Raw genomic sequence first — 25,589 nt, 5'->3', positions numbered from 1 at the left:
CCCGTAGCGGTGAACCTTTTCACAGCGGTTGTGTGGACTGGTCACCTTGGCCTCGTCGGTGCGGGAGGCCGATACTGACCCAGCGTTCAGTTACCCACGAGTAGTGCGCGGATCCCCGGAGGCTGAGATGGCCCGACTCGCCCAGACGCCCGGCCTGACCGATGTGCAGACGTCGATCCTGGAGACCGTCCGGGAGTTCGCCGACAAGGAGATCATCCCGCACGCGCAGCGGCTGGAGCACGCCGACGAGTACCCCACCGACATCCTCGACGGCATGCGCGAGATGGGCCTGTTCGGCCTCACCATCGACGAGGAGTACGGCGGGCTCGGCGAATCACTGCTCACCTACGCGCTGGTGGTGGAGCAACTGTCCCGGGGCTGGATGTCGATCTCCGGCATCGTCAACACCCACTTCATCGTGGCGTACCTGATCTCCCAGCACGGCTCCGCCGAGCAGAAGGCCCGCCTGCTGCCGAAGATGGCCACCGGCGAGGTACGCGGCGCGTTCTCCATGTCCGAGCCGGAGACCGGCTCCGACGTCGCGGCGATCAAGAGCCGGGCCGTACGGGAGGGCGACAACTACGTGCTCAACGGCCAGAAGATGTGGCTGACCAACGGGGCGTACTCCTCGGTGGTGGCCACCCTGGTCAAGACCGACACCGGCGCGGACTCCGTCTACGGCAACATGAGCACGTTCCTGCTGGAGAAGGAGCCGGGCTTCGGCGAGACGGCCCCCGGCCTCACCATCCCCGGCAAGATCGAGAAGATGGGCTACAAGGGCGTCGAGACCACCGAGATGATCCTCGACGGGGTGACCGTGCCCGACTCCGCGATCCTCGGCGGCGCCGACCGGGTCGGCCGAGGCTTCTACCAGATGATGGACGGCATCGAGGTGGGCCGGGTCAACGTGGCCGCCCGCGCCTGCGGCATCTCCATCCGCGCCTTCGAACTGGCGGTCAGCTACGCCCAGCAGCGCAAGACGTTCGGCCAGCCGCTCGCCAAGCACCAGGCGATCGCCTTCAAGCTCGCCGAAATGGGCACGAAGATCGAGGCCGCGCACGCCCTCATGGTCAACGCCGCCCGTCTCAAGGACGCCGGCCAGCGCAACGACGTCGAGGCCGGGATGGCCAAGCTGCTCGCCTCCGAATACTGCGCCGAGGTCGTCCAGGAGGCGTTCCGCATCCACGGCGGCTACGGCTACTCCAAGGAGTACGAGATCGAGCGGCTGATGCGGGAGGCCCCGTTCCTGCTCATCGGCGAGGGCACCTCGGAGATCCAGAAGACCATCATCTCCCGCGGCCTGCTCAAGGAGTACAAGCTCTGACCCGCGCCTGCTGATCCGGTCGCCGGTCGTCTGGTCGCTCTGCCCGCCGCCGACACCCTCCGCTCGGACGTCCAGCGCCGTCGTCGGTCAAGAGCGTGATGACTGTGAGGCATCAATATGACTCACCGGCATCACGCTCCCCGCCGAGGTCGTCCGCGGCGGCGGGCACGGTGTCCCTGCCGCCGACCACCGGGAGCGGGGTGGGGTCAGGTCAGGCGGGTCAGGTTGGCGGCGGCTCGCTCGACGATCAGGCAGCGGTCCTCGACGTAGTCCATGCCGGCCTCCTCGGCGATCCGCCGCGCCTCGGCCGAGACGATGCCCAGTTGCAGCCAGACCGCCGGGGCGCCGATCGCCGCCGCGTCCCGAACCACCTGCACGGCGTCGGCCGCCGGCCGGAACACGTCCACCAGGTCGACCGGATGCGGGATGTCGGCAAGCGACTTGTACGCCCGCTCCCCGAACAGTTCGTCGACCGTCGGGTTGACCGGGATGATGCGCCAGCCGTACCGCTGCATCTGCAACGGCACGCCGTGCGCGGCCTTCAACGGGTCGCGGGACGCGCCCACGACGGCGATCACGGCGGAGTCGGCGAGGATCTGCGAAGCGGTACGCACCCGCCGACTGTAGCTCTGCCCTAGAGCAGGGTGAGCTGTTCGGAGGCCGGCGCTGCGGGTGGCTCGGGCAGGCTGCGGTTGTCGCCCCGCTCCCCGCGGTGCAGGCCGTGCCGGCGGGACGCGATCCGCACCCGCGCGGTCAACTCCCGCTGGTAGGCCTGTGGGGCGTACGCGCCGGCCCGATAGAGCTCGCGATAGCGGGGCACGAGGTGCGGGTGCTCCCGGGCGAGCCAGTGCGCGTACCACTCCCGAGCGCCGGAACGCAGGTGCAGGGGCAGGGCGGTCACGCTCGTCGCACCGGCCGCGGCGATCGCCGACACGGTGGCGTCGATCGACTCGTCGCTGTCGCTGAGGCCGGGCAGGATCGGGGCCATCAGCACCCCGACGGAGAAGCCGGCGTCGGTGAGCGCCCGGACCGCGTCCAGCCGGCGGCGAGGATGCGGCGTGCCCGGCTCGACGGAACGCCAGAGCTGCTCGTCGACGAACCCCACCGAGAAGGAGATGCCCACGGTGGTGACCTCGGCGGCCTGCCGCAGCAGGGGCAGGTCGCGCAGGATCAGCGTGCCCTTGGTGAGGATCGAGAACGGGTTGGCGAAGTCCCGCAGGGCCGCGATGATCTGCGGCATCAGCCGGTAGCGACCCTCGGCCCGCTGGTAGCAGTCCACGTTGGTGCCCATCGCCACGTGCGCGCCCCGCCACTTCGGCCCGCCCAACTCCCGTCGGACCAGCTCACCGGCGTTGACCTTGACGATCACCTTCCGGTCGAAGTCCGCACCGGCGTCGAGATCCAAATAAGTGTGGGTATTTCTCGCGAAACAGTAAACACAAGCATGGGAACAGCCCCGATATGGGTTGATTGTCCACTCGAACGGGACGCGGGACTGCCCGGGCACCCGATTGAGGATCGACTTGGCCTGCACCTCGTAGAAGGTCATCCCGGCGAACTCGGGAGTGTCGAAGGTGCGGGCGACGGCGCCGGGCAGCGCCAGCGGCAGGGGTGGTGTCGCTGGCGCTGCCCGCTCGGGGTCTCCCTCAACCGGGGGAGCGGTGAGGTTGTCCCAGCGCATGGCCACTATTCGAACACGCGTACGAGTGGAGTGCAAGTGACCCGCCGTACACCGGTGGTCGTTCGGGTGGTCGGAGAGGGGAGGATGGACGGTATGGAGACGTCGACCTTCGTCTACGACGGGGACTGCGCGTTCTGCACGCAGTGCGCCGAGTTCATCGCTCGCCGGATTCCCACGGGCGCGCGGGTGGTGCCCTGGCAGTTCTCCGACCTGGACGCGCTCGGTCTCACCGTGGCCGAGTGCGAGGAGGCCGTGCAGTGGGTGGGGGCGGACGGCGTACGTGCCGCCGGTCCGGATGCCATCGCGAAGCTGCTCGCCGACAGCGGCCCGGTCTGGCGGATGGCCGGGGCGGGCCTGCGGTTCCCGCCGGTGCGCGCGGCGGCTTGGCCGGTGTACCGCTGGGTGGCGCGCAACCGGCACCGCCTGCCGGGCGGCACGGCGGCGTGCTCGCTGCCGCAGGAGGCGCGCGAGCGGCTCTACGGTCCGGCCGGACGTCCGACCACCGGGGCCTGATCGCCGAGCGGTGTCCGGTCCGTGCTGGCGCCGACCCGCTCCTGGTCAGGCGGCGGCGATGCGGTGTCGACGTCCGTCGAGGTCGATCCGGGGGTGTCCCGGCCGGCGAGCCGGCGGGCCCAGACCACCGGGCGGACCCGTTCCAGCGGCAGGAAACTGGTCATCGCGGCCAGGTGCGGCGCGAACGAGATCGTGATGGTCGCGATGGTGACGACGTGGAACGAGTAGAAGAAGCCGACCATGGCGAGCCGCCAGCGGGCCGGCAGCAGGAAGACCACCGGGCTGAGCAGCTCGAACGCGACGATGCCGAACTGGGCGACGATCAGCAGGTGCGGCACCTGGGCGATGAGGTCGGCCAGGTCGGTGCCGCGCCGGATGATCGCGCGAGCCAGCACCGAGCCGGTCAGCCAGTCCAGGCCGCCGAAGCGCAGCTTGGCGAAGGCGGCCAGGAAGTACGTGCAGATCACCGCGAGCTGGGTGACGCGCAGCGCCCACCCGCCGGCCTCGGTGCGGGTGGTGTCGCCGTGGCGGGCTCGACCGGCGGTGGGCAGGACGGCCAGTGCGACGAGCAGCCCGATCCGGTCGTGGTCGACCTTCCCGTAGCTCATCGCGATGATCATCCACTCCAGGTACAGCGCGCAGACCGCCCAACCGAGCAGTCGGGGCGCGCGCCCGGTCGCGGCGAGGAGCGCGAGGAGCAGCAGTGCCCAGAAGATGACCGCCACCAGCGCCGGGGTCGGCGTCGGTAGTGGGAGCAGGCGGCCGACCAGCAGCGGCTGGTACAGCTCGCCGGGCACGCTGACCCGGGTGCGCACCCAGGGGGTGAAGAACACCAGGTCGGCGGCGACGAAGAGGTAGATCACGGTCCGGAACGCGGCGATGCGACCGCGCGGCACGGCCTCGGTCAGCCAGCGGCTCATCGGGGAGCCTGCCAGCGGACCACGGTCTCGTCGGTGTGCTTGCCGGTCGGCCGGCCGGCACGGATGCCGTGCCAGCGGATGACGATGCGGATCTCGACGAGCGCGGCGGCATCCGGGTGGCGTTCGGCGTACGCGTCGGCGACCTCGGCGAGCAGCGCCGGGTCGGCGGCGTACCGGTCCTGCTGCCCCTCGATCTCGGCGCGGCGGATGCCTGTCGCGTTCTGGTCGAGGTCGACCACGGCGCCCGTGCTGGTCACCCCCTCGACGCGGGTGTCCGGCGCGGGTGCGTTCGGCGGGTTGGAGGTGGAGTACATCCGGAACGGGCCGAACGGGAAGTCGTCGTCGCTGCCCCAGAAGGTGCCGGCCAGCAGCAGGACGAGAACGAGTGCGGTCGCGCCCAGCCGGGTCACGCGCCCGCGGGTGGTCAGGGTCTCCATCAGGTCGTGACGATACGGGATGTACCGGCCGCCTCGGGTCCCTCCGACGGTCAGGTGGGCCTGCCCGGGCAGCTGATCACGAAGGGGGCACGACGAAGGCCGGACCCCCTGCCGGGGCCCGGCCTTCGGATGCCGTCGTGGAGACGACTCAGTGCTTGTGCTCGGCCAGCTGCTTACGGACGTCGTCCATGTCCAGTGCCTCGACCTGCTCGATCAGGTTTTCGAGGGCGGACTCCGGAAGGGCGCCCGGCTGGGCGAAGACGATCACGCCGTCGCGGATCGCCATGATCGTCGGGATCGACCGGATGTCGAACTTGGCGCCCAGCTCCTGCTGAGCCTCCGTGTCGACCTTGCCGAAGACGATGTTCTGGTGCTTCTCCGAGGAGCGCTCGTAGACCGGGGCGAACCGCTTGCACGGACCACACCAGTCGGCCCAGAAGTCGACCAGGACGATGCCGTCGTTGCCGGTCACCTCGTCGAAGTTCGCCGAGGTCAGCTCAACGGTTGCCATTGCACTCTCCGATCACCGCGGTTTGTCTACGTCCCGTAGAACCAGGGCTGACCGTATCGAATTCCCGGGCGGTCCGGCCCGAAACGTGCGCGGCCTGCCGGGGGGCGCTGCGGGTCATCGACCCACGTCTGTTCATCTCGATCTGCGGAACGCAAATGCATGACGCACTTGCGTGACCTGCGGTGATGGGAGCGGTTCCAGGGAGATCCACCCGCCTAGCCGCTACGAATCGGTAACTTGGTGCCTGACGAGGAGGTATCCGGCCTGCGGAGATCGCTGATCAACTCTCGGTCCATCACTGAGAGTAGTGTTACAAAAAGATAAATGTGACCTCAGTCTCTGTCGGACCTACGCATCCGTAGGGCAGAATTCTCCCCATCAGAGCGTGGGCGGCGGGTGCCGGGGAGGGCCCCGCCGCTCATTGCGTCTCCCCCCTTGTGGGTGACCGGTGTGACATTTCCGCCGTGGTCGCTCCCGGGCAGTTTCCTTAACCACCGGTAAGGCATGCTGTGCCGAACTCCATCGCCGCCCGTCGAAGGGGACCAGGATGCAGTTCGGCCGCTACTACGAGGAGTTCGAGGTCGGCGCGGTCTACCGGCACTGGCCGGGCAAGACCGTGACCGAGTACGACGACCACCTCTTCTGCCTGCTCACCATGAACCACCACCCGCTGCACCTGGACGCGCACTACGCCGCGACAGCCAGCCAGTTCAAGCGCAACGTCGTGGTGGGCAACTACATCTACTCCCTGCTGCTCGGCATGTCGGTGCCGGACGTGAGTGGGAAGGCGATCGCCAACCTCGAGGTCGAGTCGCTGCGGCACGTCGCGCCGACCTTCCACGGCGACACCATCTACGGCGAGACCACCGTGCTGGACAAGCGTGAGTCCGGCTCCAAGCCCGACCGGGGCGTGGTGTCGGTGGAGACCCGCGGATACAACCAGGACGGCACGATGGTCTGCGTCTTCCGGCGCAAGGTCATGGTCCCCAAGCGGGAGTACGCGGCCGCCGCCGCCCCCGAGGGAGTGGATCCGGAGCGGCCCAGCTTCCCCGAGCCACGCTGAGCGGCGCGGCGGGACGACCGCCGCCCGTACTCCGGCCCAGCTCACCCGTCAGCGGGTTGTGTGGCGAAGGGGCGCTGTCCGGGTCGCGGGGGACATATGCTGACGCCGGAGGTTCCGATGAGCCACTCCGTCGCCGGAGAGCCGCCCTCTGCCGGCCGTCGAGCCGCACCCCTGACCACCGCTGTCTACTCCGCCGCCGAGTGGGATCTGCTCATCAGCCTGCCCGGTCGCGTTCTCGTGGCCACCGCGGCGCCCCGCCCCGGTCGCCCGGATCGAGGAGTGCTGGCGGGTCTGACCGGCCTGGACGCCGTGGCCGCGGGCCGAGCCTCCGACAGCGACCTGGTCCGTGCGGTGGTCGCCGCCATCTACGCCCGGCACGACGGCACGTCGCCGCCGGTCGAACGCCTCGCCGACCTGGTGGACCTGCTGGCCGCCTGTCGGGCGGCGAGTCGCGTCCTCGGGCGGCGCGCCGACCCCGCCGACTCGGCCGCGTACCGCCAGTGGGTGCAGTCGGTCGCGGCCCGGGTCTGCCGCGCGGTGCCCGGCCCCGGCGAACGCCGCGTGGACCAGCCCGCCACCCCGGCGGACCGGCGCTTCCTGGACCGACTCGGTGCCGCGCTCGGTCTGGGCTGACCGGCAGGCCGTCGCGCCGAGCGCCGGCACGGTCCGTACCCTCTGGTGATCGTGACCGACGACCAGCTTGAGGTGGGCGTGGGCCCCTGGCCGGGGGACCCACCGGACGACCCTCGCTACGACCCGCAGTTGCTGGCGGAGGGGGATCGGCGCAACGTCGTCGACCGCTACCGCTACTGGCGGCACGAGGCGATCGTCGCCGACCTGGACCGGCACCGGCACGGCTTCCACGTCGCGATCGAGAACTGGCAGCACGACTTCAACATCGGCACGGTGGTCCGCAACGCCAACGCGTTCAACGCCGCCGAGGTGCACATCGTCGGGCGGCGCCGGTGGAACCGGCGCGGCGCCATGGTGACCGATCGCTACCAGCACGTGCGACACCACGAGACGATCGAGGAGTTCGTCGCCTGGGCGGCCGATCGGCGACTGCCGGTGTTCGGCATCGACAACCTGCCCGGCTCGCTCCCGCTGGAGACCGGCACCCTGCCCCGGCACTGTGTGCTGCTGTTCGGTCAGGAGGGGCCTGGTCTCTCCGCGCCGGCCCGCGCCGCGTGCGACCAGCTCTACTCGATCGCCCAGTACGGCTCGACGAGGTCGATCAACGCGGGCGTGGCCAGCGGTATCGCGATGCACGCCTGGATCCGTGCGCACGCCGACGCGCCGCCGGACTGACCCACGTACGGTGCCGAATCGGACGTTCCGGCTTGACGTGCCGGCGGTCCGGGGAGACGGTGGGGATGTGAGTGTCGCGGTGAGTTGTCCGAGATGCGGGGGCCCGGTACGGGCGCCGGATCTGATGCACACCGACTCGAGGTGCGTGCGCTGTGGCCCGGTGCCGCCGTTGCACGTGCCCGAGCACATCGGAGCGGAGATCGTGGCGAGCGTGGTGGAGCAGATCACCGCGACCGGCGATCCACCGGTGACGCCGTTGTGGTGCCCGTGGCCGCTGCCCCCCGGTTGGACACTCACCGGCGTGGCGTACGCCGGGGACGAGCGGACGGGAGTGCGGGCGACCGCGGTGGCCTGCGCCGGTCCGGCGCCACTCGGCGGTGGTCCGGCGGATCTCGTCTTCGTGGCCGAGGAACCCGGTGTGGGCCTGGGCACCCGACTCGCCGGGCTGGCCGGCCCGGACCCGGGGCCGGAGTTAATCGGCGCGCTGACCGACCCGGGGCCAGGTCACCCCGACCACGTCGGACAGGCGAAGATCAAGGTCGGCGGCCATCCGACTCCACTGTGGTTGGTTAATTCTCCGACGGATCGAAGCGCGTACGCCGGCGAAGCTCGGGGAATGTGGCTCCATGCGATAGCCTGGCCGGCGAGTGCGGGTCATCTCCTCGCGGAAGACGTCGTGTTACACGACCTGACCGAGTGGACTCCGCCCGAGCTCGTGTACGGCGCACCGTCCCCGTACCTACCCGGGAGGGCTTGACAAGCTTTCCGGGTTGACGGAGAACGGACGCAGATCTTCACTGTACGACACCACACTGATACTCTGGGTGCCGCTGCGGTAATGGGACCCGGCGCCGCGCGAGAGGATGGCCCGCCATGGTCAAGAAGGTCCTCACCTGGGCCGGAATCGCATTCTTGATCTTCTTCGTCGCCTACCGGCCAAACTCGGCGGCGGATGTGTTCAAGTCGCTCGGCGGCGGGATCATGGATATCGCCCAGGGGTTCGGCGACTTCTTCACCAGCCTCGTCGCTTAACCGCCGATGGGCAGCCCTTCCGGTCCACCCTTCGACCCGGACGACCCCGACCGGGAACGTCGCGAGCGAGACACTGAGCCGATCCCACGGATCGGGCCTGATGACGGCCCGGACTACGGGGCCGGTCCCGGCCTGTCCGACGGTCCGTCCCTTTCGGACGACGTCGGCTATGGCGACGGGCCCGGCTACGCCGGCCAGGGTCGTTCGGGTCGAGCGTGGATCCGGGACCCGGAGGCCGGCTACCAGCAGCCGCAGATCTCCGAGGACGAGCTGGCCGGGTTGCGCGCCGACGCGACGGGCGCGACTCCTCGACGGGTGCTGCCCCTGGAGGACGAGCCCAGCTCGCTGGTCGCCCGCTACCTCTTCCCCACCGAGCGCTACCGGGGTGAGTGGAAGCGGCACTGGATCCACCTCACCAACCCGCTCCTCATCGGGGTCGCGGCGACCTTCGTGCTCGGCTACCTCTCCGGCTTCCTCGCCGGCAACGACGTGGGCGCGCTGACCACCATCGCCGTGCTGCTCTGGTTCGCGGTGATGGGGTGGGTGGCGTGGAAGGTCGCCGACTGGTGGTATGACCGTTTCATCCTGACCAACAAGCGGGTCATGGTGGTCAACGGCATCGTCACCCGCAAGGTGGCGATGATGCCGCTGGTCCGGGTCACCGACATGAAGTACGAGCAGACGCCGACGGGGCGCGCCCTCAACTACGGCACCTTCGTGCTGGAGTCCGCCGGCCAGGAACAGGCGCTCCGCGAGGTCAAGAATCTGCCCAACCCGAACGAGCTCTACCTGCGTGTGGTCGAGGAGATGTACGAGCCGCAGGCAGTCGAGGCTCGGCTCGGCAAGGAGGCCGACGAGGCCAAGGCCGACGACGGGGCGTGAAGGTTTCCGACCGAACATCGGAGCAAGTGCGCACCTTTCGCCATGGACCAGTACGCCTCTGACGTGGCACTCTGCCAGGACGGCTGGGGTGTGGAGGTGGGCGGTGGCGAGCAGGGATCCGTTGGAGGAGCAGTTCCGCGAGTTCGTCGCGGCCCGCTCCGCCGCGCTCCTCCGCACCGCCTATCTGCTCACCGGCGACTGGGCCACGGCCGAGGATCTGCTGCAGACCGCGCTGACCAAGACCTACCTCGCCTGGAAGCGGCTCGGGGGGATCGAGGCCGTCGAGTCGTACGCCCGACGCGTGATGGTCAACACGTCCACCAGTTGGTGGCGGCGACGCTGGCACGGCGAACGCCCCACCGAGGTGTTGCCGGAACGCGCCGGTGTCGACGAGATCTCGCAGCAACTCGACCGGGACCTGCTCTGGCGGCACCTCCGTGAGTTGCCCACCCGGCAGCGGGCGGTGCTGGTGCTCCGCTACTACGAGGACCTGTCGGAGGCGCAGACCGCCGCGATGCTGAACATCTCACCGGGCACGGTGAAGAGTCAGTCGTCCCGGGCGCTGGCCACGCTGCGCCGTCGGATGGGCGCCGACACGCCGGACCTGACCGCCGCAGCCGGTGCTGCCGGTCGGCCGGCCGCTGCCGGTGCCGCCGGCGGGTCGGCCGCCGCGGCCGGCCGGTCCGGCGGCTTGAGCGCCCCGACCGGACCGGTCCCGACCGCCGGTGCCGCCGCCGCGCGCAGAGCACGCCAGTCGGCCGGCCGCCCCGAGCCCCGCCCGGCCACTCCCCGCCCGGCCGCGCCGCAGCCGATCGGCCCGCAGGTCGTGCTCCCCTCCGCCCCGGCGCCCGTGCCAGTCGGCACTGGCCCCGGGGAGCAGCAGTGAGCGCATTGCCGGGCCAGCCCGACAACCGGACGGACGGCCCGCGGCGTTCTTACCAGGTGCGGCCGGACGAGATGGAAGGTGCGGTGCGGGAGACCCTCTCGCGCCAGGTCGCCCTCGCCCGCCCACAGGGCGTCGACCCGGCAGGCCAGGCCATCCGCCGCGCGAACCGGATCCGGCGGCGGCGTACCGCGGCCGGCCTGGCCATCGGGGCGGTCGCCACCGTCCTGCTCAGCGCCGGCATGGCACAACTCGGGGCCGAGACCGGCCGCGAGGGTTCACCCATCGTGGTGATCGGTGACCCGGACCTGTCCGGTCGGCCGATCCCGACAGCCAGCGCTTCCGGCACCGATCCCTCGCCCGGACCGTCAGCGGCCCTGCTCGGGGCCGAGACGCTTGTCAGCCCCGACGGCCGACGGCTGGTGCTGCCCGACGTCGGGTCGGCCGAAAGCGCCCAACTCCTGCCCGGTGGCGGCGGTTGGCTGGTGGTCAGTACGCGGACCACCGCGGGCCGCTCCCTCCGGGTGGTGCAGAACGACGGCCTGGTGCAGGTGCTGCTGGCCGGAGCGGGTTCGATCGTGCTGGCCCCGGACAGCCGCCAGGTCGCCTGGCGGGACGGCAGCGATCTGCTGGTGGCGGGGGTGGTCGGCGGTCAATTGATCGGTGCGGCGCGTACCGTGGCGCCCGCCGGCGCGGTGCCCGTCCGGTTCGTCGGCGACAGTGTGCTGGTCCGACCCGACCCGGCGGACGCCGGCCACACCCTCTGGCGACCCGGCGCGGGGCCGTTGACCGAGGCCGTCGACCAGGAAACCCTCAACTTCTACGGTGGGCTGCCCGACGGGCGGCTCGTCGGGCAGATCTCCACCGACCCGGGTCGGACGTGCCTGGCCGTGCTCGACCCGACCCGTCACCTGCGCCCCGTCGAGACCGGCTGCGGGCCGGAGCTCAGCCAGGACGGCGTCGGCGGAATCTCCGCCGACGGGCGGTGGCTGCTGGTGAACGGGCGGGTCGGCAAGACCAGCCGGGCGCTGCTGGTCGACCTGCGGCGGCTCGGGTCGAACCCGACAGCCGTCTCGGCCGGGCCACCGATCACCGGTTCGATCGTCTGGGCCGACGAGTCCCACGCCTCCTACCTCGACGCCGCCGGCGCGCTGGTCCAGGTCGACATCGCTCGGGTGCGGGCCGGGAAACCCGCGAGCCCCGCCGCGGTCTCCGGCGTGCCGGCCGGGGACCGGCCGGTCCTGGTGGCCGGCCTCTGACCCGACCGATCGAGGTGACCTCCGTGAACCGGGCTCGGTTGTTCCTCGGTAGCGTCGGACGGTGACCTCGCGTACCGGCTCCGCCCCGCGTATCGACCTGCACACCCACTCGACGGCCAGCGACGGCACGCTGCCCCCGGCTGAGCTGGTTCGGGCTGCCGCCGAGGCGGGGCTGGACGTGCTGGCGATCACCGACCACGACACCACCGCCGGCTGGGCGCCGGCCGTGCGGGCGTTGCCACCGGGACTACGCCTGATCCGGGGGGCGGAGCTGTCGTGTCGATGGTCCGGCACCCGGCCGGCGGTGCCGCTGCACCTGCTCGCGTACCTGTTCGACCCGGACCACCCGGAACTGGTGGCCGAGCTGGGCCGGGTGCGAGCCGCCCGGGAGGAGCGCGGCGAACGGATCGTCGGGCTGCTGCGAGCCGACGGCATCGACGTGAGCTGGCCGGACATCCTGGCCAGTGCCTGCGGCGGCACCGTCGGCCGCCCGCACATCGCGCAGGCGCTGATCCGGGCCGGCCTGGTCAGCAGCACCCGGGAGGCGTTCGGCCCGGACTGGCTGGGCGAGCGCTACCGGCTGCCCAAGGACGACATCGACGTGTTCCGGGCGATCCACCTGGTCCGGTCGGCGGGCGGCGTGCCGGTCTTCGCCCATCCCCGGGCCACTCGGCGCGGTCGGGTGGTGCCCGACGAGTTGATCGCCGAGCTGGCCGCCGCGGGGCTGGCCGGGCTCGAGGCCGACCATGAGGACCACAGCCCGGCCGAACGGGAGCACGTGCGAGCGCTCGCCGCCGAGTTGGGGCTGTTCGTCACCGGTTCGTCGGATTTCCATGGCACCCACAAAGCCGTCCAGCTCGGTGCCTTCACCACGAGCGTCGATGCGTACGAGCGGATCGTCGCCGCCGGGGTGACCGAGGTCGCTTCGGGCTGATCCGAGTATTTTGCCCACTCTGGCGCGGCTAGGTTGATCACGTGGATCTGAAGCTGTTCGGCGAGGTCTTCGTGACTCTGCTGGTGATCACCGACCCGCCGGGCATGATGCCGATCTTCCTGGCGTTGACCGGCCCGCTGCCCGCCCGGGACCGTAACCGGGCCGCCTGGCAGGCCGTCACGCTGGCGTTGGGCGTGATCGTGGTCTTCGCGGTGGCGGGGCAGACCCTGCTGGACTACCTGCACGTGGACCTACCGGCGTTGCAGGCGGCCGGTGGGCTGCTGCTCGTGCTCGTCGCACTCGAACTGCTCACCGGGAAGACCGACGGCCCGAGCGCGGACGCCACCTCGAACATCGCCCTGGTGCCGCTGGGCACCCCGCTGCTGGCCGGTCCGGGCGCCATCGTGGCGACCATGCTCTTCGTCCAGCAGGCCGACGGGTTCGGCGACTTCACGGCCATCGCCCTGGCGATCCTCGCCGTGATGCTCGCGGTGTGGATCGTCCTCCGCTTCTCCGGCGGCATCGTGAAGATCCTCCGGCCGGGCGGGATCGAGGTGCTGACCAGGATCGCCGGCCTGCTGCTGGCCGCGATCGCCGTGCAGCTCATCGCCGACGCGGTGTTCGCCTTCGTCACCCAGTACGTGAACATGACCTGACCGGCTCCCGCACGGTGTCGGGGGTGGGTGGGAGGATCGCAGGCGTGCGACGATCCTCCTCAGCGGGACGGCCGGCGGCCGGTGGCCGGGCTCCCCGACAGCGCGCCGGCGATGCCGAGCAGCTTGGCTTCGAGGGCATGCCGGAGCGCCTGTTCGTCTGCACCCCGAGCAAGCTCGGCGCGTACGCGGACTGCCCGCGCCGCTACCGCTACTCCTACGTCGACCGGCCGGCCCCGCCCAAGGGCCCGCCGTGGGCGCACAACTCGCTCGGCGCCAGCGTGCACACCGCCCTGAAGAACTGGTATGCGCTGCCCGCCGACCGGCGTCGCCCCGAAGCCCTGGCCACCCTGCTCAAGGGCACCTGGGTCCGCGAGGGTTACCGCGACGACGAGCAGGAGCGGGCCGCCTACCGACGGGCCTTGGGCTGGTTGGAGGCGTACGTCGAGACGCTTGACGCCGACTCGGACCCGCTCGGTGTGGAGCGGGTGGTGGCGGTCAAGACCGCCGTGCTGGCGTTCAACGGCCGCACCGACCGGATCGACTCACGACCCGGGCCGGATGGGCCCGAGCTGGTCATCGTCGACTACAAGACCGGTCGCACCGGCCTGGACACCGACGACGCCCGGGGTTCGCAGGCGTTGGCGCTCTACGCGTACGCGGCCGAGCGGGTGTTCCGCAAGCCGTGCCGTCGGGTGGAGTTGCACCACCTGCCGACCGGCACGGTCGCCGGCCACGACCACACCGTCGAGTCACTGGCCCGGCAGTTGACCCGCGCGGAGGAGACGGCCCGCGACATCATGGCCGCCGAACGGGCGGTCACCGACGGCGCCGACGCGGACGAGGCGTTCCCGGTGGCGCCCGGCCCGCGCTGCGGCTGGTGCGACTTCCGGCGGCACTGCCCAACGGGCGCGGAGGTGCCGGGCAAGGAGCCGTGGGCGGCCATGGACCGGCACGTCGACGGCTGACCTCGGGTGGCGGCGGCCGGGTCAGCCGGCCAGTTGGCTGGCGGCGTGACGCGCGGCCCGCTCCTTGGCGGCCTGGATCAACGGCCCCTCCAGGTAACGACGGGGCACGGCGGCGAACGCGAGCCGCAGCGCGCGCACGGTCAGGTCCGCCGACACCGCGGTGGTCGGCAGACCGAGCCCGCCGTACATCCGGCGAGCCCAGGCCGGCAGCAGTGCGAAGGCGGTGCCGGCGATCCCCAGGTACGCCCAGCGGGGCGGGCCGAGGGTGAGCCCCAACCGGGCCGGCAGGCTGAGCTTCCACGGCAGCGGCGGAGCGGTGAGGAAGATTGCCGTCTCGGCGGCCTCGCGGGTCATCCGCAGCTCCGGCCGTACGTCGCGGTAGTAGTCCTCGACCTCGGCCGCGGTGCCCGGCACGGTGGCCGGGTCCAGACCGACCAGCTCGGCGGATCGGCGCTGCTCGGTGTAGTAGCCGTCCACCTCGTCGTCGCTCAGCGGCAGCCCGGCCCGCCGGGCCGTGCTGAGGAACGACTCCACCTCGGTGACATGCACCCAGCGCAGCAGGTCCGGCTCGTCGATCCGGAACTCCTCGCCGGTGCGCAGGTCGGTGGCCCGCAGCCGGTCGTGCAGTCGGCGCAGCCGTGCTCCGGCCGCCTCCGCCTCCGCGGTGGTCCCGTAGACGGTGGTTGCGACATAGGTGGCGGTGCGGACCAGGCGGCCCCACGCGTCGGTGCGGTAGTTGCTGTTCTGCGCGACCCCGGCCATCGCCCGAGGGTGCAACGCCTGGAGGTAGAGCGAGCGCAGGCCGGCGACGATCAGGATCGGCTCCTCGTGCACCTTCCACGTGACCGAACCTGGACCGAAGAGGCCGAGGTCATCGGAGTCCACCGCCCAAGAGTGCCACGCTCGGGCCGACCCCGTCGGACACGTCCCGTCGGCGCCGCCCGGTCACACGTCGTCGGAGCGGCGCGCCCGGCAGCCCGGGCAGAGACCCCAGAAGGTCACTTCCGCCTCGTCCACCTCGAACCCGTGCGTCACGTTCGGCTCCAGACACGGTGCGCTGCCCACCGCGCAGTCGATCTCGCCGCAGCCCCGGCAGACCACGTGATGGTGGTTGTCGCCGACACGCGCCTCGTAGCGGGCGGGACCGCCGGCCGGCTCGATCCGGCGGGACAACCCGGCCCGGGACAGCGCGCCCAGCACGTCGTACGCCGCCTGGGTGGAGACCGAGTCGAGGCGTTCCCGGACGCGCCGGCTGAACGAGCATCGACAACCGTCGCCCGGCCCGGGTGGTCGCCGACACAGCCCGGGAAGATCGGGCCTGCTGCCTCCGACGGTGAACCCGATCGACGCGGCGCGCGTGTGACCGGTCGAGAGCCTGGGGACGGCCGGTCGGGCCGTACGCCTGCGCTCTCCTGACCATGATCCACCTGGAGGGTTCGATGTTCGAGGAGATCCTCGGTCTGCCGGGACACGTCCTGGTGGTCCACGCGGTCGTCGTGTTCGTGCCGCTGCTGGCGGTGCTGGCCATGGCGTACGTGGGGCTGCCGCGGTGGCGGCACCGGCTGGACTGGGCTCTGGGCCTCCTCGCCGTGGCGGCGCCGGTGACCGCGTTCGTGGCCGTCAAGTCGGGTGAGGTGTTCACCGACGCGCTTGTCGCCCGGGGCTTCCAGGGACCGATCCTCGACCAGATCTTCGAACACTCCCGCTACGGCGACATCCTCTTCCGGATCGTGGTGCCGCTCGGGATCGGGGCCATTCTGCTGCTGGTGGCGACCAGTGGACATCCCCGGGTGCCGCGGCTGCCGACGCTTGTCACGCCGGTGCTGGCGGTGGCGGTCGTGGCGCTGTCCATCGCCGCCCTGGTCTACGTCTATCTCACCGGCCACAGCGGCGCCGAGGCCGTCTGGGGCACCACCCTCTGACCCGCTTCAGAAGATGATTCGCGAGCAGAGCAGGCAGACCACGACCACCAACACCACGGCGGCCCCCACCCCGAAGCCGTAGGTGACCCGCTGCGAGCGCTGCTCAGCCACGTCCAACTCGGCCATGTCCTGCGGCGGCAGCCGTCGTGGCGGCGCCGGCCGCAGATGTACGGGTGGCCGCCAACCGGTCGGCGGCGGCACGGTCGGCGGCGGGCCCACATAGCCGCTCGCGGGGGTGCTCGTGGACGAGGCGGGGGGTTGGGCCGCCACCGCTTCGTCACCGGTGCCGGGCCGTCGCCAGTAGTCGTCCGGGGTGCTGCCACCGCTGGGGGTCGTCACGCCGTCCGACGCTACCAACGCGACCGGCGGCCCGTCCGCTTCTGCGCGACGCGCCACCGTCGGCGACCGGTCCACTGCCCGTTCGCTGCGCTAGTCTTGCCGCTCGTGAGCCCCATGGAACCCGGCAACCAGGCCGCGCCCGACGACGACCGCACCGTCGACCTGAGCGAGGACTTCGTGGTGCTGCCCGAGCAGACCTCCGACGACACCGACCGGGGCTGGGGCGAGCGGGCGGCTGGCAACGACGACTGGCTGCTCGCCGAGCGTCCTCCGCACTGGGACTGACGCGGAGCGCGGCCAACTCCCGGCGCGACTCAGTCGCGGACGACAATCGCGAAGCGCGTGCCCTCCGGCAACCCGACGGTGCGTTGCGCCTGGTCCGGACGGAGCGCCAGATAGAGCGCCGGGGACCTGTCGGTCGGGGCGGCACCCAACACGTCCAGCACCAGCGCCGCCGGAGCGAGCAACACCGCTTTCGTGCCCACCCCGCCCGGTGCCACCACGAGCAGGTCGACCCGGACTCCTGGACGGGCCACCGCCAGGGCGGCCGGCTCGGCCAGCCGGACCGGCACCCCGACGGCGCCGCTCGGCAGCGGCAGCGGACCCGCCGTGCCGCTCCCGGTGGTTGGGCCGCTTGGGGGTGGACCGGGCGGTCCGCCACCGTCCGTGGGGCCGGCCGCGCCGTCGTCGTCCGGTCTGCCGTTGGTGATCGGACTGCCGTCGGCGTCCGGTCTGGACGTGGCAGCCGCTCCCGTCGGCCCGTCGGAGGGCGCGGCGGGCGGTGGGCAGCCGGTCGGCGGGTGCAGGACGGCTGCGGCCAGGCCGAGCAGGGCGGCGACCATTCCGGCCCGGAACAGGAGGGGTCCGCCGGGCCGGGTGGGTCGGCGCAGTGGCCGTAACGCCCGCGCGGAGTCTGGATCGCCCATCGCCTCTGTCGCCTCCCGCCCTGGGGCGTCGCGGTGACGACCCGTGGGCGGCAGACTAGGCGGCTCACGCCGTGGTCAACCGGCCGTTCGCCGGCGCCTGTGGATAACTCGACGGCCTGTGGACAACGCCCGCCTGCCGGCTCGATCTGCTACGCGAGCGGAGGTGCCGAGCAGGGCGGCCCGCTGATCGACTTGGGGTCACGGAAGCCGGGGTGTCCGGCCTGCCTGGACGGGCCGAGTTCCGTGAACCCGAGTGGATCAAAGTTTGATCGCCGAGCGAGTCGACCCTGGCGGGTCAGGAGATGGAACTGGCCGCCGCGGCCTTGCCGCCGCCGCTCGACCCGCCGGACGAGGACGACCCCGACGAGCCCGACCCCGACGAGGACGACCCCGACGAGGACGACCCGGACGACGACGACCCCGACGAGGACGAACCCGACGAGGACGAGCCAGACGACCCGGAGTCCGCACCCGAGGACGATGACTCGGACTTACCGGGCTTGCCGGTCGTGCCGCCGGCCGTCGCCTCGGAGCCGGACGCCCGCGAGTCGGTGCGGTAGAAGCCCGAACCCTTGAAGACGATGCCGACCGAGTTGAAGACCTTGCGCAGCCGCCCCTGACACGCCGGGCACTCGGTCAGCGGCTCGTCAGAGAAGGACTGCACCGCCTCGAGCTGGTGACCGCACGTGGTGCAGGCGTACTGGTACGTGGGCACGTTCTCCTCCGGATCTGGGCTCAGCCAGTTGGCACTCGACGTATTCGAGTGCCAATGGTGCGTCATTCGCCCCGGGTTCGTCCAGCGGACGTGTGAGGCGCGACATCATGCGGCGCACCCGGGTCGGCGTCAAGCGTACGCACCCCGTCGGCGGGGGTGACGACCGCGCGGACACGACGGTCGTGTGGCTCCGCCGGCAGCGCCTCGACCAGCTCGCCGTCGTGCAGGGGCACCACCGTCAGCGTCGTCTCGGGCACCCGGGCCAGTGCCTGGTCGTACGAGCCGCCGCCGCGTCCGAGTCGCCGACCGAGGCGGTCGACCGCGAGGGCCGGTACGAGCACCAGGTCCGCCTCCGCCACGGCGGCCACCCCGAGACGGGCACCTGTCGGCTCCCGGATACCCCGGCCGGCGGCGATCAAGGCCCCGGGGGCGGTATATGCCGCCCAGTCCAGATCCAGGTCCTCGAGGAGGACCGGCAGCAGCAGCTCGGCGTCGGCCGGAAGGGCCGCGCGCAGCACCTCCGGCAGGTCCGCGCCGCCCGGCTCGGAGCCGACCGGCACGTACGCCGTCATCCGGCGGGGGCGCAGCCGGCGTACCAGCGTGACCAGCTCGGCCTGCACGCGCCCGGCGGCGACGGCCCGAGTGGGGCCGCTCAGTGACCGGCGGCGGGCGAGCAGCTCGACGCGGGCGTCCCGCTTCGCCATTCGGGTCACTTCCGCTTCATCAGAAAATTCCGCCACGCAACACTCCTGACGCAACGCCTCTCTCACGGTTGCACTGTGTCAGCATCGCAAGCAACGGAGGCGGAACTTCCGGGGGGACCGAGTGACGCTACGCGGGCGGTTGACGGCAGCCTTCCTCGTGGTGGTGCTCGGCCCGGTCCTGCTCGGCGCGCTCTTCGTCGCCTCCACCGTCAGCGCCGTCGACCGCAGCCGCTCCACCGAGCGCCTGGCGGTGGCGGCGTCCACCGTGCGGACCTCGGTCGACGCGCTCTGCCAGCAGCTCCGCGCCACCGCCGACGTGCTGGCTCTCAGCGCCGATCCGTCCGTCGCCGCCGCCCAACTGATCGGCCGGGGTCTGGTCGCCGCGGTGCTGATCACCGACGTGAGCGGCGAGACCACCTTTCTGTCGCCCGGGGCGCCGTCGACCCCGTGGCGGGACTGCTCCGGCCCGACCACGGATGCGACAGGTCCGGTCCGCGCGCTGGCCGCCCACGTCGACCTCCGCGACCGCGCCGGCGCGCTGCTGGGCACGGTGACCGCCGCGCACCGTGTCGACCCGGCGTTCGTGGCCCGGCTGGCGGCGGTGACCGGGGTGGCGGTCACCCTGCTCGACAGCGGAGCCGGCGCCGCCCGGGTCACCCACACGACCGAATCCCGCGAGGTACGCGACGCGGTGCTGGCCGCCGCCAGCGCCGTCGACGGTGAGCGGGTGACCGAGACCAGCCAGGGCCGGTACGTGCGCAGGATCGGGCCCACCGACGCGCAGCCGCTGCCGCTCGTGGTGTCCGTGCCCAGCGAGCGCCCGGCGGGGCTGCACGCCACGCTGATCGGGGTGGTCGTGGTGGCCGCGCTGCTCGCCGTGCTGACCGCCTGGCGGCTGGCCCGGATGACCACCCGACCGCTTATCGAGTTGGCTGGCGCGGTCGACCGGGTCGCGCACGGCGACCTGACCGCCCGGGTGCCGGTCCGCAGCCGCGACGAGTTGGGCCGGCTCGCCGCCGCGTTCAACCGGATGACCCGGGAGACCGGCTCCTACGTCGCGGCGTTGACCAGCAACCGCGACCAGCTCCGCGGTCACCTCGCGGTGCTCGGCGACACCCTGGCCAGCACGCACGACCTGCAACGCATCCTGCGGGTGATCCTGCGCAGCGCCATCGGCGCCACCGGCGCGCGTGCCGGCGCCGTGCTGCTGGTGGAGACCGGCGGGATGCTCGTCGCGCAGTGCACCGAGGGGTTGGACGGGCGCTGGCCGGAGGCGGACGGGGACGGGCCGCCGACGCTCCGGGTGCCGGTCGGGGTCGGTGTGGTCGGCGCCGTCGCCGCCACCGGGGAGCCACAGCGGGGAAGGGCGGAGCCGACCGACGCCCCGTCCATCGAGCCACGCTGCCGCACGTACGTCGCGGTCCCGTTCGCCACCCCGGGCTCGGCCGCGGCCACCCTCAGCGGATCCTCCGGCCCGGCCGACGAGGCCGGCGTGGCGGCGGCGCTCGGCGTGCTGGCCCTCTACGACCGGCTGGGCGCCGACGAGTTCGACGACGACGACCTGGCCACCCTGCGCACCTTCGCCGGACACGCGGCGGTGGCTGTCGACAACGTCCGGGTGCACGAGGAGGCCCAACGACTCTCCCTCACCGACCCGCTCACCGGGCTGTGGAACTACCGCTACCTGCGCGAGTCGATCCGACGTGAGGTGGAACGGGCCAGCCGCTTCGGGCGGATGCTCAGCGTCCTCGCCCTGGACCTCGACCGGTTCAAGGACGTCAACGACACGTACGGGCACGCCGCGGGGGACACCGTGCTGGCCGAGTTCGCCAGGCGGATGCGCGGTGAGATCCGTGAGGTCGACCTCGCCTTCCGGCAGGGCGGTGAGGAATTCGTGCTGCTGCTGCCGGAGACCGACGCGCGGGGCGCGGCGATCGTGGCCGAGCGGCTCGGCGCATCGGTCCGCGAGACGCCGATCGCCGTCGAGGCGTACGCCGGGCCGGTGCTGGTGACGGTGTCGGTGGGCATCGCCGTCTACCCGGACAACGGCAGCACCGGCCGGGAGGTGCTGGAGGCCGCCGACGACGCGCTCTACGCGGCCAAGGCGGCCGGCCGCGACACCTACCGGGTCGCCGAGGTACGCCCGGACGTGACCACCCGGGAGATACCGGTGCTCGCGGGTGCCGTCAGCCCACCCGACGGGCTGCCGCGCGCCGGCCAGCCGGTGCCTGTCAACCGGGAGCCGGGCGGGTCCGCCCGGTCGGAGCCGGCGGTGGGCGTACCGGAAGGGTCGCCGGCGCACGCGTGGCCCGTTCCGGCCGACGACCCGGCGGACATCGACGAGGATGCGGCCCGCGCCGGCCCGGATCCCGCGCGGCCGGGGCCGGGTGGCGGCGCGTCTTCTGGGCCACACCCGCCGCGACAGAGCCGTGGCCGATAGTCTCGCGGCATGTCGGAGCACTCAGCGAACCCCTCATCGACGGCCGCCGCGAACGGCCGTCCCCTGGCGGTCAAGGCCGTCATCCCGGCCGCCGGACTGGCCACCCGGTTCCTGCCCGCCACCAAGGCGGTGCCCAAGGAGTTGCTGCCGGTGGTGGACCGGCCGGTTCTGCAGTACATCGTCGAGGAGGCCACCCAGGCCGGCATCGGTGACGTGTTGCTGATCACCGGTCGGGGTAAGACGTCGATGGTGGACCACTTCGACCGTCGCCCCGACCTGGAGACCAGGCTGGAGGAGAAGGGTGACACCGAGCGGCTGGCCGCGGTGCGTCGGCCCAGCGAGCTGGCCGAGATCTACACCGTGCGGCAGCCCGAGCAGCTCGGGCTCGGCCACGCCGTCGGGTACGCCGAGTCGCACGTCGGCGACCAGCCCTTCGCGGTGCTTCTCGGCGACGAGTTCGTCAAGCCCTCGGAGCCGCTGCTGCCGGCGATGCTCGAGTTGCAGGCCCGCACCGGCGGTGTGGTGCTCGCCTTCTTCGAGGTCGACCCGGCCGAGACCAAGCGGTACGGCATCGCCTCCGTCGAGCCCGCCGAGGCGGAGCTGACCGACATCGGTGAGGTCGTCAGGGTGACCGGAATGGTGGAGAAGCCGCAGCCCGAGGATGCCCCGAGCAACCTCGCGGTGCTCGGCCGGTACGTGCTGCCGGGCAAGATCTTCGACGCGATCCGGCGGACCAAGCCGGGCAGTGGCGGCGAGATCCAGCTGACCGACGCGATGGAGTTGCTGCGCACCGAGGGCACTCCGGTGCACGCGATCGTCTACCGGGGCACCCGCTACGACACCGGCATGCCGCTGGGTTACCTCCAGACGGTGGTGCAGATCGCCGCCGAGCGCGAGGACCTGGGCGCCGAGTTCCGGTCCTGGCTGGCCGACTTCGTCAAGGCCGACGCGGCAGGCGGATCTGGTACATGACCGCGACGGCCGACGCCGAGGCGGCCGCGAACGAGTTGACGCCGCTCGCCGACTACCTGGGCAGCGTGCTGCGCAGGTTGCGCGCGCTGCCGCCACTCGACCTCGAGCTCACCCAGGCGCACGGCAACGTCCTCGCCGAGGACGTCGTCGCGCCGCACGCCTTCCCGGCCTTCGACCAGGCGGCCGTGGACGGCTACGCGGCGCGCTGGGAGGACATTTCCGGAGGGGGTCGGGGGCCGAGCTACGTCCCGGCCCCCTCCGGCACACGCGGTGGCCGGACCATCCGGCTCAACGTGGTCGGCGATCTCGGGGCGGCGAGCTGGCGGCCGGTGCGACTCACCCCGGGCTCGTGCTTCTCGGTGGCCGCCGGGGCGCCGCTGCCGGTCGCCGCCGACGTCGTGGTCCCGGTGGAGTGGACCGACCAGGGCATGGCCGCGGTGGAGATCTTCCGCACCCCCAAACGGGGGTACGGGGTCCGGCGCGCCGGTGCGGAACTGCCCGCCGGCACCCTGCTCGCCCGCGCCGGCACGTACGTGTCCCCGGCCCTGGTCGCGGTCTTCGCCGCCACCGGCATCGGGCACGTGGTGGTCCGCCCCAGCCCGCGGGTGGTCATCGTGGCCACCGGTGACGAACTCGTCGACGTGGGTCGGGGCAGTCAGCCCGGGCAGGTCGTCGACGCGAACTCGCACGCGCTGACGGCCGCCGCGGCCGAGGTGGGCGCACTGGCGTACCGGGTGGGGATCTGCGACGACGACCCGGAGGGGCTGCGCGGGTTGCTGGAGGACCAGACCCTGCGCGCCGACCTCATCATCACCACCGGGGGCACCGGCACCGGCCCCGGAGACATGGTGCGCCGGATCCTGTCCCGCCGCGAGGGTGGCCGGGTCGGGCCGGTCACGTTCACCGACGTGGCGCTCTATCCCGGCACCGCGCTCGGGTTCGGCACGGTCGGCGCCGAGGAGGTGCCGGTGGTCTGCCTGCCCGGCGACCCGGGTGCCGCCCTGATCGGGTTCGAGGTGCTGGCCCGTCCCGCCATCCAACTGCTCGCCGGCGCCGAACCGGTGTTCCGCCCCAGCGTGCGAGCGCACCTGCTGGAGACCGTGTCGTCCCCGGCCGGGTTGCGTGAGTTCCGGCCGGCGCACGTCGCCGAGCGGCGCGGGGGCGGGTACACGGTGCAACCACTCAGCGGTGGACCGTTCACCCTCTCCGGGCTGGCCGAGGCGAACGGGCTGCTGGTGCTCGGTGAGCGGGTCACCACCGCCGCGGCCGGCTCTACCGTGGACGTCCTGCTGCTGGACCGCCGCCGGTGACGGTGTCCCGGACGGACGGTTGGCGGGTCCTGACGGATCCACTTGCGCGCGTCACCGCCCCGCGCGGGAGACTGTGGGGGTGAGTCTCTTCGGACCCCCGCGGCCACCGGGCTGGCCGGTGGAGTTGGCGGACGGCCCGGTGTTGCTGCGGCCCTACCGGCGCTCCGACGCGGTGCCGTGGTCGGAGATCCGCCGGGCCAACCGGGCCTGGCTGGCGCCCTGGGAGTCGTCGTTGCCCGGCGGTTGGGACGAGCTGAACTCACCTGCCGCGTTCCGCTGGGTGCTGCGTGACCAGCGGCGCTCGGCCCGGGAGGGTGACGGCATGCCCTTCGCCGTCTGTCTCCGCGAGGGCAGTCGGGACCTGCTGGTCGGGCACATCAACGTGGGCAGCATCGTGCGACGGGCGCTCTGCTCCGGCTATGTCGGCTACTGGGTGGACGCCCGGGTCGCCGGCCAGGGCGTGATTCCGACGGCGCTCGCCCTCGCCGTGGACCACGCGTTCGGCCCCGGCGGGCTACACCGGGTGGAGGTCAACATCCGTCCGGAGAATCGGCCGTCGCGGCGGGTGGTGGAGAAGCTGGGATTCCGCGAGGAGTCGTACCACGTGCGCTACATGCACATCGACGGTGCCTGGCGTGACCACATCGGATACGCGATGACGAGTGAGGAGATCGCTGCCGAGGGCGGCCTGCTGGCCCGCTGGCATCGGGTCCGCGCCTCCGCCCGCTGAGAGGCTGTCCCACGCACGGGATCGGCGCGGCGCGACGGCTTCCTGGTCGGTCCACCGTAACCTCAAGTAACTGCAAGTTGCGGCGAGCGCTCTCCGGCCGGACGATCCACGCACCTAGGCGCGATCGGTGGAAGATCCTGCGGTGGGGTGGCGGTTGCTCCGAATTCGGTGACGGGAGGGGTGAGGGTGCCGACCTCGGTGCTCCTCGCCGTCCTCGCCGCCGCCGGCCTGCTCGCCCTGGCCCCGGCGTTGGTTCGCCGGTACGACGCCACCGAGCGGTTGGTGGCGGAGCGGGCGCAGTCGACGGCGCGGGTGCTCCAGCGCCGCCGGCGGCGACGTACTGTCCCCGGGCGGCAGCCGGTCCACCCGCCGCGCTCACTAGTCGTCACCCTGAGCGAGGACGCGACTACCGGAGCGTTGACCGCGCCGGTCTCCGGGCCGCCGGCGGGCCGCCGCTCCGGTCGACTGCGCGCCGTGCCACCCGCATCGAAGCGATCCCGCCGCCGCCCGTCGTCCCGCCGTCAGCACACCCCGGCCGTGTACCGGCGTCGCCGGGTGCTCGCCGCCCTGCTGCTGCTCAACGTCGTCGAGCTGATCGGCGTGCTGTTCGCCAGCCCCGGGTTCTGGATCGGCTTCGCGGTCACCTTCCTGCTCCTGACCATGTACGTCGTCCACCTGCGAGGTCGCGCCCTCGCCGGGCGTCGCCGCCGCCGCGCCCGAGCCCGGGAGGCCGCCTGGTTGGCCGCCCGGCAGGCCGAGGTACGCCGGGAGCAGGCCCGCCGCGCAGCGGCCCGCCGGGAGGCCCAGCGCCGCCTGGCCGCCCAGCGCGAGGGGGTGCGCCGAGCCGCCATGGGCCTGGACCGCCCCGGCGACCTGCCGGCGGCGGTCAACGGTGGCTCGGTCTCGTACCGACGGGCCGGCGGGCTCCGCGGGCGCCCCTACGAGGCCGGCCGAGGCGCCTGACCGCCGGCATCCCGTGCTGGCCGGCGCCTCGTGCTGGCCGGCTGCCCGGCCTGGTGCCCAGCCGACGGGCGCTTGATCGACTCGATTTCCCGGAAATCGGGGTGTCGGGGCGTCCCGAATGCCCCGGGTTCCTCTAACGCGAGTGGATCTCCGGGCCAGGTCGAGCGCCGCACCGGGGGCGGATTCGCGGTGAGGGCCGG

30 protein-coding genes and 2 pseudogenes are annotated in these 25,589 nt (G+C 72.3%); 21 read left to right on the top strand and 11 right to left on the bottom strand.

The features are described from left to right. Positions 1-127 precede the first annotated feature (127 nt). Positions 128-1,324, top strand: coding sequence for an acyl-CoA dehydrogenase family protein (locus AB0O48_RS03285; protein ID WP_365062588.1), 1,197 nt, complete (start codon positions 128-130; stop codon positions 1,322-1,324). Positions 1,325-1,530: 206 nt separating this feature from the next. Here the strand turns inward: AB0O48_RS03285 and AB0O48_RS03280 are convergent, their stop codons facing one another. Together AB0O48_RS03280 and AB0O48_RS03275 are read right to left on the bottom strand one after the other, a co-directional pair. Continuing rightward, positions 1,531-1,938, bottom strand: a complete 408-nt coding sequence (locus AB0O48_RS03280) for a CoA-binding protein (RefSeq protein ID WP_357241155.1) — start codon at positions 1,936-1,938, stop codon at positions 1,531-1,533. A gap of 20 nt (positions 1,939-1,958) precedes the next feature. After that, complete coding sequence (locus AB0O48_RS03275; RefSeq protein WP_357572087.1) at positions 1,959-3,005, bottom strand: Rv2578c family radical SAM protein; 1,047 nt, start codon at positions 3,003-3,005, stop codon at positions 1,959-1,961. A gap of 93 nt (positions 3,006-3,098) precedes the next feature. Between AB0O48_RS03275 and AB0O48_RS03270 the strand changes: the two genes are divergently transcribed. Next, complete coding sequence (locus AB0O48_RS03270) at positions 3,099-3,518, top strand: DUF393 domain-containing protein (RefSeq protein WP_357241161.1); 420 nt, start codon at positions 3,099-3,101, stop codon at positions 3,516-3,518. On the opposite strand, the gene AB0O48_RS03265 is transcribed toward AB0O48_RS03270, so the two are convergent. From AB0O48_RS03265 to trxA, 3 genes are all read right to left on the bottom strand, one after another. After that, complete coding sequence (locus AB0O48_RS03265) at positions 3,482-4,438, bottom strand: HTTM domain-containing protein (RefSeq protein ID WP_357572088.1); 957 nt, start codon at positions 4,436-4,438, stop codon at positions 3,482-3,484. The two genes, AB0O48_RS03270 and AB0O48_RS03265, sit on opposite strands and share 37 nt — an antisense overlap. Then, positions 4,435-4,875, bottom strand: a complete 441-nt coding sequence (locus AB0O48_RS03260) for a hypothetical protein (protein ID WP_357241166.1) — start codon at positions 4,873-4,875, stop codon at positions 4,435-4,437. Before AB0O48_RS03260 ends, AB0O48_RS03265 begins: the two co-directional genes overlap by 4 nt. A gap of 148 nt (positions 4,876-5,023) precedes the next feature. After that, positions 5,024-5,386 carry a thioredoxin gene (gene trxA / locus AB0O48_RS03255; protein ID WP_074316526.1) on the bottom strand — a complete coding sequence of 121 codons (363 nt, stop codon included), beginning with the start codon at positions 5,384-5,386 and terminating at the stop codon, positions 5,024-5,026. Between the two features lie 547 nt (positions 5,387-5,933). Here trxA and AB0O48_RS03250 point away from each other — a divergent pair. The 11 genes from AB0O48_RS03250 to AB0O48_RS03200 all read left to right on the top strand — a co-directional run bounded on the left by AB0O48_RS03250 (position 5,934) and on the right by AB0O48_RS03200 (position 14,368). Next, the gene (locus AB0O48_RS03250) at positions 5,934-6,449 is read left to right on the top strand and encodes a MaoC family dehydratase (protein ID WP_357241170.1); all 516 of its coding nucleotides are present in this window, start codon (positions 5,934-5,936) and stop codon (positions 6,447-6,449) included. Positions 6,450-6,566: 117 nt separating this feature from the next. Beyond that, positions 6,567-7,082: a hypothetical protein gene (locus AB0O48_RS03245; protein WP_357241173.1), complete on the top strand. Its 516-nt coding sequence runs from the start codon at positions 6,567-6,569 to the stop codon at positions 7,080-7,082. Between the two features lie 51 nt (positions 7,083-7,133). Further along, positions 7,134-7,757: an RNA methyltransferase gene (locus AB0O48_RS03240; RefSeq protein ID WP_365062583.1), complete on the top strand. Its 624-nt coding sequence runs from the start codon at positions 7,134-7,136 to the stop codon at positions 7,755-7,757. A gap of 10 nt (positions 7,758-7,767) precedes the next feature. Then, positions 7,768-8,514, top strand: a complete 747-nt coding sequence (locus AB0O48_RS03235) for a DUF6758 family protein (protein WP_365062581.1) — start codon at positions 7,768-7,770, stop codon at positions 8,512-8,514. Positions 8,515-8,630: 116 nt separating this feature from the next. Continuing rightward, positions 8,631-8,789: a hypothetical protein gene (locus tag AB0O48_RS03230; protein ID WP_007455302.1), complete on the top strand. Its 159-nt coding sequence runs from the start codon at positions 8,631-8,633 to the stop codon at positions 8,787-8,789. Positions 8,790-8,795: 6 nt separating this feature from the next. Beyond that, the gene (locus AB0O48_RS03225) at positions 8,796-9,671 is read left to right on the top strand and encodes a PH domain-containing protein (protein ID WP_357241182.1); all 876 of its coding nucleotides are present in this window, start codon (positions 8,796-8,798) and stop codon (positions 9,669-9,671) included. A 103-nt stretch (positions 9,672-9,774) separates the two neighbouring features. After that, positions 9,775-10,557 (top strand): SigE family RNA polymerase sigma factor, encoded by a 783-nt coding sequence (locus tag AB0O48_RS03220; protein ID WP_365062578.1) that lies wholly within the window; start codon positions 9,775-9,777, stop codon positions 10,555-10,557. Beyond that, positions 10,554-11,813, top strand: coding sequence for a hypothetical protein (locus AB0O48_RS03215; protein ID WP_365062576.1), 1,260 nt, complete (start codon positions 10,554-10,556; stop codon positions 11,811-11,813). Before AB0O48_RS03220 ends, AB0O48_RS03215 begins: the two co-directional genes overlap by 4 nt. 61 nt (positions 11,814-11,874) lie before the next feature. Next, on the top strand, positions 11,875-12,747 hold the full coding sequence (locus AB0O48_RS03210) for a PHP domain-containing protein (RefSeq protein ID WP_365062574.1): 873 nt from the start codon (positions 11,875-11,877) through the stop codon (positions 12,745-12,747). A gap of 41 nt (positions 12,748-12,788) precedes the next feature. Further along, positions 12,789-13,403 (top strand): MarC family protein, encoded by a 615-nt coding sequence (locus AB0O48_RS03205; RefSeq protein ID WP_357241193.1) that lies wholly within the window; start codon positions 12,789-12,791, stop codon positions 13,401-13,403. 44 nt (positions 13,404-13,447) lie between these two features. Beyond that, on the top strand, positions 13,448-14,368 hold the full coding sequence (locus AB0O48_RS03200) for a PD-(D/E)XK nuclease family protein (RefSeq protein WP_365062572.1): 921 nt from the start codon (positions 13,448-13,450) through the stop codon (positions 14,366-14,368). A 21-nt stretch (positions 14,369-14,389) separates the two neighbouring features. Here the strand turns inward: AB0O48_RS03200 and AB0O48_RS03195 are convergent, their stop codons facing one another. Together AB0O48_RS03195 and AB0O48_RS03190 are read right to left on the bottom strand one after the other, a co-directional pair. Then, a complete protein-coding gene (locus AB0O48_RS03195; RefSeq protein WP_365062570.1) occupies positions 14,390-15,253 on the bottom strand; it encodes an oxygenase MpaB family protein in 864 nt (287 codons plus the stop codon). Between the two features lie 60 nt (positions 15,254-15,313). Further along, a pseudogene (locus AB0O48_RS03190) lies at positions 15,314-15,622 on the bottom strand (transcriptional repressor); the annotation flags it as partial. Positions 15,623-15,807: 185 nt separating this feature from the next. Between AB0O48_RS03190 and AB0O48_RS03185 the strand changes: the two are divergent. Continuing rightward, positions 15,808-16,290: a hypothetical protein gene (locus AB0O48_RS03185; RefSeq protein ID WP_357242351.1), complete on the top strand. Its 483-nt coding sequence runs from the start codon at positions 15,808-15,810 to the stop codon at positions 16,288-16,290. 6 nt (positions 16,291-16,296) lie between these two features. Here the strand turns inward: AB0O48_RS03185 and AB0O48_RS03180 are convergent, their stop codons facing one another. Further along, positions 16,297-16,629, bottom strand: a complete 333-nt coding sequence (locus AB0O48_RS03180; RefSeq protein WP_357241202.1) for a hypothetical protein — start codon at positions 16,627-16,629, stop codon at positions 16,297-16,299. Between the two features lie 105 nt (positions 16,630-16,734). Here AB0O48_RS03180 and AB0O48_RS03175 point away from each other — a divergent pair, with 105 nt between their 5' ends. Next, on the top strand, positions 16,735-16,914 hold the full coding sequence (locus tag AB0O48_RS03175; RefSeq protein ID WP_357242431.1) for a hypothetical protein: 180 nt from the start codon (positions 16,735-16,737) through the stop codon (positions 16,912-16,914). Between the two features lie 29 nt (positions 16,915-16,943). Here the strand turns inward: AB0O48_RS03175 and AB0O48_RS03170 are convergent, their stop codons facing one another. Then, entirely contained in the window at positions 16,944-17,555 is a 612-nt protein-coding gene (locus AB0O48_RS03170; protein ID WP_357241205.1) for a flagellar biosynthesis protein FlgA, read from the bottom strand. A 302-nt stretch (positions 17,556-17,857) separates the two neighbouring features. Between AB0O48_RS03170 and AB0O48_RS03165 the strand changes: the two genes are divergently transcribed. Next, a complete protein-coding gene (locus AB0O48_RS03165) occupies positions 17,858-18,115 on the top strand; it encodes a hypothetical protein (RefSeq protein ID WP_365063302.1) in 258 nt (85 codons plus the stop codon). A 14-nt stretch (positions 18,116-18,129) separates the two neighbouring features. Here AB0O48_RS03165 and AB0O48_RS03160 read toward each other — a convergent pair. Both AB0O48_RS03160 and AB0O48_RS03155 read right to left on the bottom strand, forming a co-directional pair. After that, a pseudogene (locus tag AB0O48_RS03160) lies at positions 18,130-18,336 on the bottom strand (FmdB family zinc ribbon protein); the annotation flags it as partial. Further along, the gene (locus AB0O48_RS03155) at positions 18,333-19,010 is read right to left on the bottom strand and encodes a 5-formyltetrahydrofolate cyclo-ligase (RefSeq protein WP_365062567.1); all 678 of its coding nucleotides are present in this window, start codon (positions 19,008-19,010) and stop codon (positions 18,333-18,335) included. The pseudogene AB0O48_RS03160 and the gene AB0O48_RS03155, both read right to left, overlap by 4 nt. Positions 19,011-19,095: 85 nt before the next feature. On the opposite strand from AB0O48_RS03155, the gene AB0O48_RS03150 reads away from it, so the two are divergent. From AB0O48_RS03150 to AB0O48_RS03130, 5 genes are all read left to right on the top strand, one after another. Next, positions 19,096-21,414: a diguanylate cyclase gene (locus AB0O48_RS03150; RefSeq protein WP_365062565.1), complete on the top strand. Its 2,319-nt coding sequence runs from the start codon at positions 19,096-19,098 to the stop codon at positions 21,412-21,414. Positions 21,415-21,423: 9 nt separating this feature from the next. Beyond that, positions 21,424-22,386 (top strand): UTP--glucose-1-phosphate uridylyltransferase, encoded by a 963-nt coding sequence (locus tag AB0O48_RS03145; RefSeq protein WP_357241213.1) that lies wholly within the window; start codon positions 21,424-21,426, stop codon positions 22,384-22,386. Next, entirely contained in the window at positions 22,383-23,696 is a 1,314-nt protein-coding gene (glp, locus tag AB0O48_RS03140) for a gephyrin-like molybdotransferase Glp (protein WP_357241216.1), read from the top strand. Before AB0O48_RS03145 ends, glp begins: the two co-directional genes overlap by 4 nt. 79 nt (positions 23,697-23,775) lie before the next feature. Beyond that, positions 23,776-24,426: a GNAT family protein gene (locus AB0O48_RS03135; protein WP_357241219.1), complete on the top strand. Its 651-nt coding sequence runs from the start codon at positions 23,776-23,778 to the stop codon at positions 24,424-24,426. A 180-nt stretch (positions 24,427-24,606) separates the two neighbouring features. Then, a complete protein-coding gene (locus AB0O48_RS03130; RefSeq protein WP_357572095.1) occupies positions 24,607-25,389 on the top strand; it encodes a hypothetical protein in 783 nt (260 codons plus the stop codon). Positions 25,390-25,589 lie beyond the last annotated feature (200 nt).

It is taken from the genome of Micromonospora sp. NPDC085948 (genome assembly GCF_040686315.1).
In the GTDB taxonomy this organism is placed as follows: Bacteria; Actinomycetota; Actinomycetes; order Mycobacteriales; family Micromonosporaceae; genus Micromonospora.
The sequence above is the reverse complement of the archived record's forward strand: the minus strand, read 5'-3'. Positions and strand labels throughout refer to the sequence as shown.